Source organism: Agarivorans sp. 1_MG-2023 (assembly GCF_030548385.1).
Lineage (GTDB): Bacteria > Pseudomonadota > Gammaproteobacteria > Enterobacterales > Celerinatantimonadaceae > Agarivorans.
The window spans coordinates 19,887-34,754 of the sequence record NZ_JAUOSJ010000012.1; the positions used below are offsets into that span (position 1 = coordinate 19,887).

15 protein-coding genes are annotated in these 14,868 nt (G+C 43.4%); 3 read left to right on the forward strand and 12 right to left on the reverse strand.

What is annotated here, in order from left to right; translation table 11 throughout:
- Window positions 1-333: 333 nt before the first annotated feature.
- Window positions 334-2,079, reverse strand: a complete 1,746-nt coding sequence (locus tag Q4592_RS16435) for an SgrR family transcriptional regulator (RefSeq protein WP_303515132.1) — start codon at window positions 2,077-2,079, stop codon at window positions 334-336.
- A 191-nt stretch (window positions 2,080-2,270) separates the two neighbouring features.
- Between Q4592_RS16435 and Q4592_RS16440 the strand changes: the two genes are divergently transcribed.
- Window positions 2,271-2,537, forward strand: a complete 267-nt coding sequence (locus Q4592_RS16440; RefSeq protein ID WP_303515134.1) for a hypothetical protein — start codon at window positions 2,271-2,273, stop codon at window positions 2,535-2,537.
- Here Q4592_RS16440 and Q4592_RS16445 read toward each other — a convergent pair.
- Window positions 2,534-4,591 (reverse strand): methyl-accepting chemotaxis protein, encoded by a 2,058-nt coding sequence (locus Q4592_RS16445; RefSeq protein WP_303515136.1) that lies wholly within the window; start codon window positions 4,589-4,591, stop codon window positions 2,534-2,536. The genes Q4592_RS16440 and Q4592_RS16445 overlap by 4 nt on opposite strands.
- Window positions 4,592-4,864: 273 nt before the next feature.
- Here Q4592_RS16445 and Q4592_RS16450 point away from each other — a divergent pair, with 273 nt between their 5' ends.
- Window positions 4,865-5,161: a hypothetical protein gene (locus Q4592_RS16450; RefSeq protein ID WP_303515137.1), complete on the forward strand. Its 297-nt coding sequence runs from the start codon at window positions 4,865-4,867 to the stop codon at window positions 5,159-5,161.
- Window position 5,162: 1 nt separating this feature from the next.
- Here Q4592_RS16450 and Q4592_RS16455 read toward each other — a convergent pair whose 3' ends face one another.
- From Q4592_RS16455 to Q4592_RS16475, 5 genes are all read right to left on the reverse strand, one after another.
- Window positions 5,163-6,329, reverse strand: coding sequence for an MFS transporter (locus Q4592_RS16455; protein ID WP_137675134.1), 1,167 nt, complete (start codon window positions 6,327-6,329; stop codon window positions 5,163-5,165).
- A gap of 31 nt (window positions 6,330-6,360) precedes the next feature.
- The gene (locus Q4592_RS16460; RefSeq protein WP_303515139.1) at window positions 6,361-6,993 is read right to left on the reverse strand and encodes a LysE family translocator; all 633 of its coding nucleotides are present in this window, start codon (window positions 6,991-6,993) and stop codon (window positions 6,361-6,363) included.
- A 260-nt stretch (window positions 6,994-7,253) separates the two neighbouring features.
- On the reverse strand, window positions 7,254-7,502 hold the full coding sequence (locus tag Q4592_RS16465; protein ID WP_137675097.1) for a DUF3297 family protein: 249 nt from the start codon (window positions 7,500-7,502) through the stop codon (window positions 7,254-7,256).
- A gap of 152 nt (window positions 7,503-7,654) precedes the next feature.
- Entirely contained in the window at window positions 7,655-8,056 is a 402-nt protein-coding gene (locus Q4592_RS16470; protein ID WP_303515146.1) for a VOC family protein, read from the reverse strand.
- Between the two features lie 97 nt (window positions 8,057-8,153).
- The gene (locus tag Q4592_RS16475; protein WP_303515149.1) at window positions 8,154-9,230 is read right to left on the reverse strand and encodes a GGDEF domain-containing protein; all 1,077 of its coding nucleotides are present in this window, start codon (window positions 9,228-9,230) and stop codon (window positions 8,154-8,156) included.
- Window positions 9,231-9,777: 547 nt separating this feature from the next.
- Here Q4592_RS16475 and Q4592_RS16480 point away from each other — a divergent pair.
- Window positions 9,778-10,398: a DsbA family protein gene (locus tag Q4592_RS16480; RefSeq protein ID WP_303515152.1), complete on the forward strand. Its 621-nt coding sequence runs from the start codon at window positions 9,778-9,780 to the stop codon at window positions 10,396-10,398.
- A 15-nt stretch (window positions 10,399-10,413) separates the two neighbouring features.
- On the opposite strand, the gene Q4592_RS16485 is transcribed toward Q4592_RS16480, so the two are convergent.
- The 5 genes from Q4592_RS16485 to Q4592_RS16505 form a co-directional block, all read right to left on the reverse strand.
- The gene (locus Q4592_RS16485; protein ID WP_303515155.1) at window positions 10,414-10,839 is read right to left on the reverse strand and encodes a hypothetical protein; all 426 of its coding nucleotides are present in this window, start codon (window positions 10,837-10,839) and stop codon (window positions 10,414-10,416) included.
- Window positions 10,840-10,932: 93 nt separating this feature from the next.
- Window positions 10,933-11,301, reverse strand: a complete 369-nt coding sequence (locus Q4592_RS16490; protein ID WP_303515158.1) for an STAS/SEC14 domain-containing protein — start codon at window positions 11,299-11,301, stop codon at window positions 10,933-10,935.
- 116 nt (window positions 11,302-11,417) lie between these two features.
- Complete coding sequence (locus Q4592_RS16495) at window positions 11,418-11,732, reverse strand: cupin domain-containing protein (protein WP_303515161.1); 315 nt, start codon at window positions 11,730-11,732, stop codon at window positions 11,418-11,420.
- A 61-nt stretch (window positions 11,733-11,793) separates the two neighbouring features.
- Entirely contained in the window at window positions 11,794-12,381 is a 588-nt protein-coding gene (locus Q4592_RS16500) for a TetR/AcrR family transcriptional regulator (RefSeq protein WP_303515163.1), read from the reverse strand.
- Between the two features lie 208 nt (window positions 12,382-12,589).
- Window positions 12,590-14,659 (reverse strand): bifunctional 2',3'-cyclic-nucleotide 2'-phosphodiesterase/3'-nucleotidase, encoded by a 2,070-nt coding sequence (locus Q4592_RS16505; RefSeq protein WP_303515166.1) that lies wholly within the window; start codon window positions 14,657-14,659, stop codon window positions 12,590-12,592.
- Window positions 14,660-14,868 lie beyond the last annotated feature (209 nt).

Sequence of the window (14,868 nt, forward strand, 5' to 3'; positions counted from 1 at the left end):
CACAAAGAGACGACTGATGTCGCTTATTGTGTTGATAATTCGAGTGATGAGCCTATTTTCCATGGCACCATCCCCCCATATCCGTTCTATCAATAAACTTATAAAAAATACAAAGGTTTGGCTACCCATCTCTAAGTAGTTTAAGAAGCGGTGGCTTTGGGCTATACCGCCACTTAGTGAAACATGATATTGAATGCTGACTGGCGGCCCCCCCCTTATCTTTAAGGCACTTGGTGATAAGGTTAAACCAACAAGTGCGATGCCATGCTCGATTGTTATCAAGCAACACAACAAAACGTTGACCTTGTTCTTAACCGAAAAGTACTCCTTAAACTAACAACGAATATCTAAACTTTGGCTCTCTAATGGCTGCTCATGTGGCGTCCATACGTCTTTTATCTGTGGCCAGCCCCAATCCGTCATTGCCACATCTTGTAATACATTCTGAAAACGTAGCGACTGCCAATGATGGAACAAAGGTAAACACCAATACTCACTCACCATGGTGTTAGCTACTGCTGCCATCTCAGAGAAATAGTCTTGTAGATGATGGTTTGCTCGCACTTGTTCGAGTTGTCCTTGCATCCACTGCCAATGTTGCTGGCCTACGCAATGCTTTATGAGTGGGTCGTTAAATAGCCAACGAAAAGCCGAGGCTGGGCGATTGTCATCGAGGTTATAACTGGTAATCACGATATCTTGTATTAGTGTTCCGTGGTGAGCAGCTTGATTCAACTCAGCATAAGAGTAAGCACTTAACTCGGTGCTTACACCTAATTGTGATAACAGCTGAGCAATCGTCTCGGCATATAATTGCAAATCATCGTGCTGGTAGAAGCCAATGCTTAACTGAGCAGGCAGCTCTACTTCTTCGGCATCTAAGCTAAAACAATCGGGCCAAATATCTAGCAAGCTTAACGCCGGCTCTAGCGCTAAGCTTTGTAAGCTTTTCTGTGCAACATCCAGAATTTTTTCTGGCTGTAAATAACCCGCTAACCAACGCCGTTGGGCATAGTTAAGTGATCCATTTTGTTGATTAAACAGCAAGTATTGGCAACCAAATTCTAAGCGTTGCTGTACATGTTGTTGCTCGCCACTATCGTTGTTAGCAAAGGCATATTGACCTTCTTTAATGCTGGTACTTCGCTCAACAAACCAAATACTTACCTCATCAGGTAAGGCACGGTAGCCATGATAAGTTTGGTTAGCCCGCAAATGTAAGCGCTGAGAGTTATGGCTAACCAACTCAAACGGACCAGAGCCTATAGGTTCTTTATCATTGGTGTGGGTTTTGGCTAATTGATGCGCTGGCTGAATTGAATATTTAGGGTCAGCCAATAAGCCGGCAAAACCTTTGTCACTGCGCGACAAATTGAACTCGATGGTTAAAGGGTTTAGTGCCCGAATGGTAGCAACATGCTTCAGTTCTTGGGCGTATTGTTGATCATCCATTAAAGCTGAAAACAAATTCACAATTGCACTGGCATTAATCGAGCTCCCATCATGAAATTGCAACTGCGGGCGAAGATAAAAACAGTAGCGAGTAGCTCCGTTATCCACTCGCCAATGGTGGGCTAAATCACTACTAATTACTCCTTCAGCGTTACAGCTTACTAAGTTGGCATAGAGCTGCCGAAGCAAAAAGCGTTCGCTATTTCGCTGTAAAAAATGCGGCAAAATAGGAGAGAACTGGCGGGAATAGGTTAACTGTAGATTAAGCGTACCATCGCGATGACTAGCGCCAGAGGTAGCAATAAGCAAACGGCCAAACCATTGCTGATCATGGTTTAACAATCCAAGCGCAGCGCCGTAGTCACCCAAAGCAATTTGCTGTTTCGCTAGGCTTTGCCTTAGATCGGTTTCTGTAAACAGCAACTGCAAGCTAGAGCGCTGATTGCGACCAACACTGGGCTGCCAGCTTAGCCAGCCTGCGTCGGCCATTTGCTTTAACAAGGTGCGTGCATGCCGTGGGCTAGTGCTCACCGCCGTTGCAATATCGGCCAAGGCCAATTTTACTGGCTGCTCAGTACCAAATTGAATGAGTTTTAAGTAGTACCTAAATAATTTAAGTTGTTGCAAAACCCTCACCTATATTTTCATGACCCTTCCCCATTTTACGCAATAGTTTCAAATTTTCACGATTTACCGATTCAAAAGAAGCATAAAAAGAAAAATAAGGAACAAACTTAAGAAACACCATCTGTTTTTAATTCCGCGATTAACGCGCAAACTATAAGGGTATCAACAACCAGTAATAGAGGAACCAACTCATGACCAGTGTAAACATACATGCCAACAACCAGCAGCTAAACCAATACCGCTGCCAGGTAAGCCACTTAAACAGCGCAGCTCCCAAAGCTACACAAAAGCGCAGCGTTATCACAGTAGCTTCGCCAGCCACCATGGCGCAACATACTAAACATAGCGCTTTGCACAGCCAAAGCCCACTGGCTCAAGCTGCGCTGCAATCGATGCTGAGCCTATGCCAATGGGATGTGATGAACCTAAACGAGCAAGATTATAGTGAACACTTTTAGCTCACTAACTTAAACTTGCCTACATTACTTTCTTGCTGGTTAGACAGCGCGTTTAAGCGCTGTCCTTCCGCGGCAAGGGTATCTAACGTTAGGCTGTTTTCTTTAGCTTGCTGAGCCAGCAAACCCATTTCTTGTGTGATACTGGCAGCACCTTCTCGCTGCTGCTCGGTGGCAGTATTAATGCTATGCGACATATCGCGAAGCTTTTGAATATCTTTACTCACCGCCGTAATCGCCTCTGACAACTCACTGTTTAAGTTAAGTGTATCGCCCATTTTGCTGCGGCTTTCACCCATTAACTGCATAGAGGTACTCGCTTGTTCTTCTAAACGCGCCATGACTTTAGCTATTTGCTCGGTTTGCTCGCCACTTCGCTTAGATAACATTCTCACCTCATCAGCGACCACTGAAAATCCGCGCCCATATTCCCCAGCACGAGCCGCTTCGATAGCTGCATTTAGCGCCAGTAAGTTGGTAGCGTCTGCGATTGATTGAATCACTTCTAGTACTGTTTTAACGTCGCCAATATCTTTCAGTAAGCTTTCCATTGCCCCATGAGTGCTATTGATGTGCTGATCCAAGGCTTGAATAGTTTGCTGATTTTGCTGCATAACCGCGGTACCACTTTTCAATCGTTTATCGGCGGTCTCTGTTTGCTGGAAAGAGTCACTCGCAATGCCGGCGATTTCTTGGCTGGCATTAGCCATTTGCTCAATCGCCGAACTCACACTGCCTAAACTGGTATTTTGATTGTCGTTTTTGCCTTTAATGTCACCGGTAATACTGGCGTTACTGGTGGCCATGGTTTCTAGCTCGCTAGTCACTTGAACGATTTCACTCAATGAGTGATTGGTATTTTCTGCTACCTCATTCACCCAGCCAGCCACTTTAGCAAACTCCCCACTCCATCCCTTTTGCATATGCAAAGTAAAGTCGCCGTTCGCCATCGCACGGGTTACCGTTGCTAAGTCGTCAATCGGCCGCTTAATCAAGCGATTGATTGAAATACACGAACCAACTGCAACCAACAAAGCAATAATACCGGCAATGCTGGCGCTAACGCTTACCTTTGTTACGAGCTGCTCAGCATCATTTACCATTTGTGTGCTTTGCTGGTCAATACTAGTAACCAAATGTTTTAGTTCAACTATTTGAGCCTTGATATCAGCTTCTAGCTGGGTACGCTTTAGCCCAACTTGTTCAATGCTTTGCTGGTTTTTAAGCACCCTAGATAACAAACCTTGTGGCTCATTTACATGCTTGATAAAAAACGCCCAGTTACTTGTGATGTCTGCATGCTTAGTAATAGATTCCACTTCAAAGCCAAGGTCGTCAAAACTATTCGTTAAGCGCTTAGTGCTGGCACGAATCGTTTCCAATAATTTAGCAATGGCCGCAGGACTGTCTACAGATACCAACTCAAAGCTCTTTAATTGCACCCGCTGAGATGAAGACATATAGCTTCGATAAATGTCGCGAATATATTGATCTTCTAAGGCGTAAGGCTCTACTTGATAGCCCATGTCGTTGTATAACTCGGTAGACTGCAAAACAAACTGGCTAAATATTTTCTTTAACTCAGCCTCTTCGGTATAGCTTTGAGAAAGCGCTTGGTAAACCAGAGACAATTCCTTATCCAAGTGCTCTATCATTTGTCGAGAAGACTCAAAACCAGTGGCGGCGTTAGTTTGCTGTTGCACTTGTGAACGAGTGACCGCTTGCGCCAGTAATTGCTCAGTGCTATCGCGCAACAGTTGCCAATCGGCATAAAGAACATCAAGCTGGGACTGGTCTTTTGACGTGAGAATGGCCAGCACTAAGTGATTCATTTGCAAATAAGCAGCTTCGGCATCAGAGGCGTTTTGCAAAGCAACTAACGAATGACTAGCCAATTCCTGATTACGATTTTGAATGGTATTTAAGCCAATAATGGCAATTAAAATGGCGGTAACAAAGGTACTCGCGATCACCCCAACTACCGTTACTACCTGCCTAGGAATGGACATTTTGCGTAAACGACCAATAAATGAAAAAACCTGAAAATTTTTAAACATGCTGTACCCCATAACCAACATCACTTTCCGTAGCGCTGATAGCAACTTAGCGAGGGTAAACATTTTCAGCAATCAGATTTACGTTTTTTTATGGTGACGATCAATAATTATCAGGTAATTCACAATGGCTTTATTTTTATGTTTCAAGCTTTTGATTTAATTGATTAAAACCTAAATTATTAAAATAGTTTGGGTTTAACAAAACTGTTGCTCAACTCTTACTCAATACCGCCGATATAGAAAGAGTTAAAGGGATTTAATCGGAGAACAGCAGTGTCGATATCGTCAATCAACTCAGCAGCAAGTAATGCATACATGGCTCAGGCAAAAGCTAAACAAGCGCCCGTTATGGATAAACCGGTTGAACCCAAGCAAGCACAGCCCACTATGCCAGAACCGTTAAAAACAGATAAAGCAGAAGAAGACAGCAGCGTAAAATCTTTTGCTTATGGTGCACTAGGCATGGACAAGCCTAATGAAGTAGAAGAAAACGAAGATGGTGCTTATACCGCAGGCCAAGTGCTTAAAGCCATTGGAACGGTAGGCAGCATCATCGCCATTATGGTGTAAATTACTGGGTTTTAAGCGCCCAGGTTGTTTCTCGATGTTGCTCTGGATGACGCGGAACCAAGAATGAGAACGCCAGTGAAGCTACAGCAATAGCAGCGCCAAACCAAAATACTAACGACGGCGAATATAACCAAACAAAACCTAATAGTGCAGGTAGTATTACTGCTGCTATATGGTTAATGGTAAAACTCACACCCGCTGAACTGGCGATATCTGCCGGATCGGCAATTTTTTGAAAGTAGCTCTTAATCGCAATCGCCATTGCAAAAAATAGATGGTCGATAATATACAATCCTGCCGCCCACTCTGCTGTTTCTACCAAAGCATAACCGCCAAAAACGAACACCAAGCCAGTGTATTCAATCATTAATGCTCGGCGCTCACCAATATGACCAATCAGCTGGCCAATTTTACCGGCAAAGATAATGTTCAGAACTTGGTTAGCAAGGTAGAGTAAGGCAATCTCTGATACTGAGTATCCAAACTTTTCGACCATCAAAAAGCCAGCAAACACCACAAAGATTTGCCTGCGCGCGCCGCTTAAAAACACCAAGGTATAAAACAACCAATAACGCTGGCGTAAAATCAGCCTTTTATGTTGCTCGTGCTCGGCGGTGTAATGCGGAAAACGCAAGGCAATAAACAGTACCGCTAATATGGTAATGCCGCCAAACAAGGCGTACAGCGACACATACTCAAACTCACTGTATTCCAGCAATACCCATAACAAACTATAAGCTAATACCGCCGCAGCACCTTTAACAGCAAGCGCTTTCCCCATAAAAGCGGGGGTTTCTGCTTTAGGTATCCATTGCAAAGTAAGCGATTGATTCACTGTTTCAAAATAGTGAAAACCCACCGACATTAAAACGGTAGTAAAATACAAGCCATATACACTGGGGAAAAAGCCGGTAAGCGTAATACCAATAGCCAGCACCAATAAACTGATTAAGGCAAAGGTTTGCTCTTTAAGCACTAGCAATACAAAAATGGCAGTAAAAGCCAAAAAGCCCGGGATTTCGCGAAGGCTTTGCAAAATACCGATTTCGCGCCCAGTGAATTGCGCCACTTCAATGGCAAAGTTATTTAGCAATACCATCCAAATCGAGAAGCTAAACGGCATTAAAAATGCCATCATCAACAGCAATTGCTTTTTAGAACGTTGCATCATAATCCTTTAATTCATCAAACAAGCGGGCTTAACTGAGCTCAGAAAATGCCAAACGAAGACCAAAACCAGCAAACACTCCACCTAACGCGCGGTTTAGCCAGCGCTTAGCCCCTTGGCTGGTTTGCACTCGATGAGAAATAGACGCACTCAGCCACGCCAATATATGCCCCCAAATCATCGCATTAAGGTTAAACACCAAGCCCAACACAATAAAAGCTAAGGCTTTATTAGGCTCAGCTGCATCGATAAATTGGGGAACAAAGGCCAAGAAAAACAACGCCACCTTTGGGTTTAAACTATTGGTAAGAAAGCCTTGGCGAAATATTTTTGCGTAACCCGTACTACTGAGTTGTTCGGCTTTAGGCTGGCTTTGCTCTTTACGTAAAGCCATTGAAAGCCCCATGTACAAAAGATAAATACAACCCACTACTTTTAGAACGGTAAAGGCCGCAGCAGAACTCGCAAGAATGGCAGAAAGCCCAAATGCGGCAGCACTAATATGTACAAATGTTCCTGCACCAATACCAAAAGCCGCTACCGAGCCGGCTTTAAAGCCTTGGCTAGCACTGCGTGCAACAACGTATAGAGAATCGGGACCTGGAATGAGATTAAGCAGTATTCCCGACACCACAAATAACCAGAAATCATTAATGCCTAACATTGCTACTACTCCGTTAGCTTTGTGCGCCATGTGGCCTAGCTCACAAGATTAACACGGAGTTTGTTTAATACGTTAAGAGGAAATGCCCATTTAGTTTGGCAAAAACTGGTAGAAAGTTTGGTGAGTAGATGGCGATGCCAACGATAGTACTAAGTATGCTTAACGCTTAAAGGGCTGACGACTGAGTTGATAGAAAGCTAAGGCTAAGCAAGTGAATACCGCTTAGCCTTAGCAATAATTATAAAAATTTAGCCGTTCGACTAAAGATAAAAGGCTTCAACAGTGCCTTTTAGCGTCACCATTAACGGCTGACCACGACGGTCTAATGCCTTAGGAGACGGAATTTTTACCCAACCTTCGCTAATGCAGTATTCCTCAACATTAAAATGCTCTTTACCGTTCAGTTTAATACCGATGTCGTGCTCAAACACTTCCGCTACATGGTGCGGGCTGCGAGGGTTGCCTGACAGGCGATCAGGTAAAGTAGGTTGTGATTCGTTATTGCTCATGGCTTGGGCTCAAGGTAAATAAAAGTGCGTCATTGTAGTCAATATAGGGAAAACGCTCAACAGTAAGGCTGAGGCTTTTAGGTGCAATCTATCGTTTGCCCCCACACTAGTTTTCAGCCGAAAACTGCCACCTCATGAGATCTTAGCTTGGGCTATGCGCGTGGGTTTTGATGAAACTCTATAACGTTTTTATCTGGGTCTCGTACAAATAGCATCACCGCGCCACTATCCAGAGTAATTGGCCCCTCACTGATTTGAATGTTTTCACTCTTCAAAGATGCCTCTACCGATTCGATATCAGAAACGGTTAAGGCGACATGGGTATAACCAGGGTGTTTTTCTGGCACATCCATCAGTACATTGTGCAAAACGCCTGAGTTGGCATTGAGGATAAAGTTAATGTTAACCCCTGATGGATGCTCCATAATAGCAACAGGCTCTGGCCCTACCGGGCCGATTAAAAATACGAAGCCAAGCTTTTCGTAAAATGCTCTTGATTGCTCAAGATCCTGAATTCTCAACCCTAGATGATTAATCCCTGTAATTTCTTTCACAATAACTCCCTAAGTAAAAATAGACACCTTACGCCCTCGCCCAACAAACACTTTAGGGAGTATTTTAAACGGTAAAATATAGAGGCAAGCCGCTTCACTATGCAGTATATAGCTGCACACAGTTACGCCCATGCTCTTTGGCTAAATACAGCGCTTTATCAGCTTGTTGAAGGGTTTCTTTTAGCGCTTGGTTACGTAGGCTGCTAGCCACGCCAAAACTGGCTGTGCAGCTAAAGGATTTCTCGCCAACAATGGGAATAATGTGCTTTGATACGCGTTCTCGCATCCGCTCGGCGGCTTGCTGCGCTTGTTCGAGCCCAGTGTTTGGCATAGCAATCACAAACTCTTCGCCGCCAATCCGTGCAAACAAATCTTGTTCGCGGCAAATCGCTTTTACCTCTTTGCTTATTTCAACCAAGCACAAGTCCCCCACTATGTGCCCATAGCGATCGTTAATACTTTTAAAATAGTCAAAATCTAGCAATACCAAACTAAAAGGCTGATGAAGTTTATGCGACTGCTGCAACATGGCATTGCCTTGAGCAAAAAAACAGTGGCGGTTGGCCAAGCCAGTGAGAGAATCGGTAGAGGCTTGTAGTGTGAGTTGCTGTTCATTGGCTTCGATTTGCCGAGCGAAAATGGTTAAAACAAACACCACTTCAATCATGTTCACCAATACAACTGACTGATAAAGCAAATGATTGGTGGCAGCATCTAATTCAATTAGCGGTGTTAAATTGGCCGTATTTTCGCAATATAGAAATAAGCCTACGGAGGCAGCACTCAGCGCTAGCATTTCTCGTCGCTGGCGCAATTCAAACAGCAAAAATGCACCGGTTGGCACTAAAAAGTAGTAAAGGTGAAAGCCACTAGCATTGGTTACATACACGTTGGTGCAGATAAGCAGATGTACCATCAGCACAGAAAAAAACCAGGTCTTAGCCCCCGATACATAACCTTTAGCCATAAAAGCGATAGTCGCGAGATAGGCTAAGGTGAAACCAAAATTGATTAAAGCTACCTGTGTATTGTCTAACAGTAACCAATAGTTTAACGAATATACACCAGAAATAATGGTGGTAATTAGGGTGATGATATTGGTGAGACGTATACGACTAACGGCTGCAAATGAGTGCCCTTCGGCCCCCACATTTAGTATTTTTTGAATATCCATGTTGTTCTGCTTGCTTCCTTTCCGGCATCAGCCTAACACACAAACAGCGAACAAATTGTGGCAATGTTTATTTTTATAATTAAACAAAATAAGTAGGAAAACGCGGCAATAAATACGTTAAAAGTCAGTAAAAACCGTTAAATGTCTATTTATCATAAACTAAAACTTCATCAAACTAGAGACTGCTTTAGGGCAACAAGCATTTAACCCCGCTCGCCAATCTGGCAGTGGTCACGGCCGCCCCCATTACGCAGGCTTTACACAAGCTCAATGTATTCGAAAAGCCAAAGCCCGTTTTGGGGATTACTTTGATTACCGTCAGATTAACGACGTAAATACCCACACGCCTGCAGAGATAGGTTGTCCCAAGAGAGGTACAATAGAGTTGTTTTCAAAGAACTACTTAGTGTGGTCGGCCGCTCTTAATAAAATAACGAATAACATTCAAACCTAATTCATTCGTCTCCCTGTTCGAAACAGATATTTAACTATCAACTTGCCCAAGCCTTACTGAATCTATCTTGGGTTTACTCTAGGAACACCTTCTATGCTTAAACAACTATCGTCTTTTTTTATCGCCTCGCTATTCCTTGTAAGTGGCTCTGCGGTTCTGAGCAAAACAGCCGCTGCCGATTTTACTGAAAATCGTCATTACACCACGTTAAAACAGCCAGCTAGCGAAAAACCCAGCATTACTTTGTTTTATACTCACTATTGCGCGCCTTGTGCCATGGTGCACGAGCCCATTGCTAACATTGCTCAGAAGCTAAACATTGCCATGGTAGATGTTCCGCTAGCGGTTGGTGGCCCAATGGCTAGCGAGATTCAATTAGCAATGGCGGCCACCGAGCATTTAGGCGTAAAACATCAATTTAGCCAAGCACTGATGAAGAAGATCCACTTTAGCGCAGCAGGTGCACCAAAAACCGTACAAGAACTAGAACAAGTGGTAGCGGATTGTGGGGTAAACATGAACGACTTTATGAGTAGCTGCCAAGCCAACGAAGTAAAAGCAAAAGTTAACACTTACAACCAACTCGCGAGTGACTATAGAATAAGATCAACGCCGACTATTGTGGTGAATGGCAACAAGCAAATATCTATGCAGTCGTTAAAGAGTTTTGACGAACTAGAAGCGTTAATAAGCCACTTAGCTCTACAAGCATAACTCCCCTACCAACGCTTACTTGGGCATTTCTATAAGCAAATGCCCTTGTTGAGCTTGGCTTAAATCTACTTCGAAGCGTTGCGGTGACCAACCATGAACTTTATCGCGAGCTTCAATGTAAACGATAGAGCCCACTTCTGGATGAGGTACATTGCTCAGGCTGCGAGTAAAAGGCTGCTCGTTAAAATGGGGGTGAAGTAATTCACGCTCACCTAATACCGTGCCTTTAGCATCTACCACTCGCCACATATTGGCATAATGATCCCAACCGCTATCTTCATGCAGCAAAGAGACATCTACTTTCCAAGTGCGTTGGCCGTCTTTGGTAAATTCTGCGGCGACAATGGTGACATCATTAGCAAAAACCGACGGTACCAACAAGCTGGCGGCTACATAGCATGCTTGAATAAAGCGAGACAAATAAACAGATTGACCTTGCATGAATAAACCTTATTAGCTGCTGGGCGAGATAGCTAAACCCTAGCAGCAAAGGTAAAACTTGAATAGCAAAGATTTGTAAGAACCCTGCGAGGTTTAAGGGTTAGCCAGCCACCATTCAGCTTGGTCCACTTGGTTCATATCAAAGGCTTTAATGCTCAAGCCAGGAATGAGCTTACCTTCCAACTCACTAATGGTTTGTATCCATTGCTTGTCGCACAACACTGCAGCACGTTCAAACCGGCGGATCAACTTAAACAATTCTGGGATACGGGATAACTCAACGGCAATTGCACTTAAGGTCGGCAGAGCAAAGTCTTCAATACGATAAAGCATTAAGCCATTTTCAATATCTACAGCTTTACTGCTTAACTCGTCCAAGGCCGCCTTCATTTGTTCGCTATCAAGCTTGCCACCAAATTCAATGTCTAAACGGTTATCTGCCACTCTAGTTACGGTAAACATGGTTATTCTCCCACAGTTAACTGCACCTTATTGCTTAAACATAAGCCAAAAATGCAGCCCTATTATTGCGCTAGGTCGTATTTTTAAGCGCTTGCGGCGGCTTTTTTGTCAGCGGTTTAACGGTAGAAAATAGCTAACCAAATGGTTGCGCCCTTGGCAGCTGTGGTAAGTACTTTGTGTCTTTGGTGTGCGGGAATATTCAGATAGTCGCCTTTGTCCAATTCAAGGCTTTTACCGCCTTCAAAAGCTAAGGTGGCCGAGCCTTCTAGTACTATTACCCACTCATTTTCATCTTGGTCATACCAACCTTGTTCAGGGGAGCTTTGCCCATAAGATACTATTCGCTCAACTCGAACATGTTCACTTTTTAGCAAATCGTTAAAGTGCTCTTGGCTTACATCTGTAGGAAGTTTAGCGAATAGATTGGCCATGATGAGTTGATCCTGGGTAGTGTAAAATGGAGTGTGTGCTGTTAAATAGTGTTTGCGGTGGTTAATTGGAGGGAAACAAGCCAGTCAGCGTTTGCCTAACAATGGCTAATAGTTCTTGTTCGCTAGTAAGCACTTTTGATAACACGCTTACCCCCATCAGCAGGCTTTGCAAGGCTAGCGCTTTCTCATGAACATTAATATGCTGTAACTCGCCCTTAGCGACAGCTAGATCGAGTAAACGCTCAAAACGTGAAACGTTTTCTAACACCATACTTTGTAGATTCTCACCCAATTCCTCATCAACCGCCGCTAGCTCAGAAACTGAGTTGATCACCAAACAACCGCGAGCTTTCGGGTCGCTGGCTCTAAAGCGGCAAACATCGGCAAAAAAATCGTTTAATAATCTTAGAACAGAGTGAGCAGATTCAGCATGGTTTAATACTTGGTCAGGCGTTTTGGTCGCATATAAATCTAAGGTTTCTAGGAACAAATCTTGGCGAGAGCCAAAGGCATTGTAAAAACTTGAGCGGGTAATGCCGAGCTTTTCAGATAAGGCTTTTACTGAGCAGGCCTCATAACCGTTTAACCAAAATTCGTTCATGCATGCTTCTACGGCAACAGCCCTATCAAATTTTATTGATCTACCCATTTTTGCCTCTGCGCACTTTACTTAATTACTGTTCACTTATGTACAAATTAACATAAGAGTTACCGGCTCGCTAAGCGCTCAATAACAATTGTTGATATTTGCAGAGCATGCTTTGTTTATTAGTGATTTGGTTAAAATGGGATAAAAATAAAAAAGCCCATGTTACTTGGCAAATAACATGGGCTAGCCTTGCTAAAACTGGCTTAGTTTAAGGGCGCGCAGGTTCGCTAGTTAAATCGATGCGGTAAATTGCAAATCCCGCAACGGCGTCTACACCAGTCAGTTTTTCCATGGTGCGTTGCTGATTGTTAGCAATAAAGATATCTGCCAATTCACTGTCTTGAGTTTCAAAACGCACATCTAATGCGGCTGTTGCAGCAATGGTTTTGAAGTCCCAGTTGTAATCTGCTGTAGGGTCAACTTCGCTGGCATAACCGCCAGAACCATCTGGTTGAGATTGTTCGCTAATGTAAGCAGCCAATGCTTCACGGTTAGTATCAGGCAACTCCAGAACGACGTGGTCGGTGCCCGTTCCAGCAAAAGCACCGCCAAAAGCTCTATAGTTATTCGATGCCACTAAAAACTCTTTCGCCGCCAAGTCTTCTCCGCTAATAACATTGTCCATCTCGTCGGTATAACTAAGCTCAACAATACGGTTAGCGGTAGCGTTTACCACTTCACAATTACGATCAAACTTAGACGGTTGAGTGACATCAATTTTGTAATTCAAACCGTCGATAACATCAAAGTTATACGTTGGGTGTCCTTCGCGATTAATCAGATTTTGTGGAGTGCTAATACTTGGATCAATTTGATTAAATTGATTAGCACTACATTCTAACCAATCTTTTAACTCGGCACCTGTGGCTTTAAGTATCACCATGGTATTGGGATACAAATATAAATCTGCGGCATTGCTGTAAGACAGCGGCCCCGCAGGCACCATGACAAACTGGCTAGCGTCACCTTCTTGGTAACGCCCCCCAGCTTTAAACGGCGCAGAGGCAGATAAAATGGGTAAGCTGCTCAAGTTGTCAGGCAATTTTGCTTTTACACCGGCAATTTGCGCTAACGAGACAATTTGAACAGATGGGTCGTCTTGTACCAAGGTTAAAAAACTAAACATATCTGATGCCGCAACACCGATAGGCTGGCTAACAAATTCAACGGTACCTTGGTGCTCTAACGCGACGGCATCACGAATACTCTGCTCGCCACTCACCAGTTCTACCTTGTTAGTATTGTCGTAAACGGGCCTTGCTTCGGTTTGCGCAGCAGAGTGGTCAACTATCCAGTCGTTACCTTTTTTGGTTAGTTGTAAATCAACAATACCAATATTGTCGCCCCAGCGGCCTGGCATTACTGCAGGGATACCATTAAGCAAACCTTTCTCAACATCGGTATTGGGTAAATCACTATACCGCGCTGCTGGAAATACCGAATGACTATGCCCAAACATTATCGCGTCGATACCCGCTACACTGGTTAACGCAAACGTAGCATTTTCTGCCCAAGGGTCCCCTGGGTTTTCACTAGAACCAATGCCCGAGTGCGGAATAGCAACAATTAGGTCGGCACCGGCTGCTTTCATTTCTGGTACAAACTTTTTAGCCGATTGGGTAATGCCCAATACTTCCACTTCACCGGTTAAATGCGCTTTATCCCATTGCAAAATTTGCGGCGGAACAAAGCCGATATATCCAATATTAAGCGTTTGGCTATTGCCCTGAGTATCAACTACCGAGGTTTCTTTAATCAGGTAGGGCTTGAACATGTTTTCGTTAAACTGAACGGTGCCCCAACACCCTTCTTTATTGGCACAAATTACGTTTGCACTAATGTAAGGGAAGTTTGCGCCAGCAATAGCGGTTTCAAGAAAATCGAGCCCATAGTTAAACTCATGATTACCAATATTCCCTACTTCATAATCAAGGGTATTCATGGCTTTATAGGCTGGGTGGGTATCACTCAAGCCTACACTAGCAATGTAATCTCCCATTGGGCTACCTTGCAGCAAATCACCGTTATCAACTAACACTGCGTTCGTTACTTCGTCGCGAGCAGCAGCAATTAAACTAGCCGCTCGTGCTAAACCAATCGTTGGATCTTGCTGATTATTGTAGTAATTGAAATCCATAATATTGGTATGTAAATCGCTGGTTTCAATAATTCGTAGGTTCACTGTTACTTCTGCAACTTGGGTATCGTTATCAGAATTACAGCCATATAAAGCCGTTGACGAAGCAACAACTACAGCCAGGAGTTTTTTATTTAACACAATCAATCCTTTGTATGTTTCATACACTTACTCAAGTATTAAAAACCACTTGAAGACATAAATTAAAGAACAAAAGCATAAGAGCCATATGTGAGAAATATATGACAAAAACAATAATAATTCACAAGAAAGCAAAATATAGCCATAATTAACAATAGGTTATAAATTAACACCTGTTTTTATCCTGTGAAGAAATCTAAAACTTAAAA

Coding starts and splice junctions, on each gene's coding strand:
- Q4592_RS16440 (WP_303515134.1), top strand. CDS start 2,271: ATGACCAGTGTAAACATACATGCCAACAACCAGCAGCTAAACCAATAC.
- Q4592_RS16445 (WP_303515136.1), bottom strand. CDS start 4,591: ATGTTTAAAAATTTTCAGGTTTTTTCATTTATTGGTCGTTTACGCAAA.
- Q4592_RS16455 (WP_137675134.1), bottom strand. CDS start 6,329: ATGCAACGTTCTAAAAAGCAATTGCTGTTGATGATGGCATTTTTAATG.
- Q4592_RS16460 (WP_303515139.1), bottom strand. CDS start 6,993: ATGTTAGGCATTAATGATTTCTGGTTATTTGTGGTGTCGGGAATACTG.
- Q4592_RS16465 (WP_137675097.1), bottom strand. CDS start 7,502: ATGAGCAATAACGAATCACAACCTACTTTACCTGATCGCCTGTCAGGC.
- Q4592_RS16475 (WP_303515149.1), bottom strand. CDS start 9,230: ATGGATATTCAAAAAATACTAAATGTGGGGGCCGAAGGGCACTCATTT.
- Q4592_RS16480 (WP_303515152.1), top strand. CDS start 9,778: ATGCTTAAACAACTATCGTCTTTTTTTATCGCCTCGCTATTCCTTGTA.
- Q4592_RS16485 (WP_303515155.1), bottom strand. CDS start 10,839: ATGCAAGGTCAATCTGTTTATTTGTCTCGCTTTATTCAAGCATGCTAT.
- Q4592_RS16490 (WP_303515158.1), bottom strand. CDS start 11,301: ATGTTTACCGTAACTAGAGTGGCAGATAACCGTTTAGACATTGAATTT.
- Q4592_RS16495 (WP_303515161.1), bottom strand. CDS start 11,732: ATGGCCAATCTATTCGCTAAACTTCCTACAGATGTAAGCCAAGAGCAC.
- Q4592_RS16500 (WP_303515163.1), bottom strand. CDS start 12,381: ATGGGTAGATCAATAAAATTTGATAGGGCTGTTGCCGTAGAAGCATGC.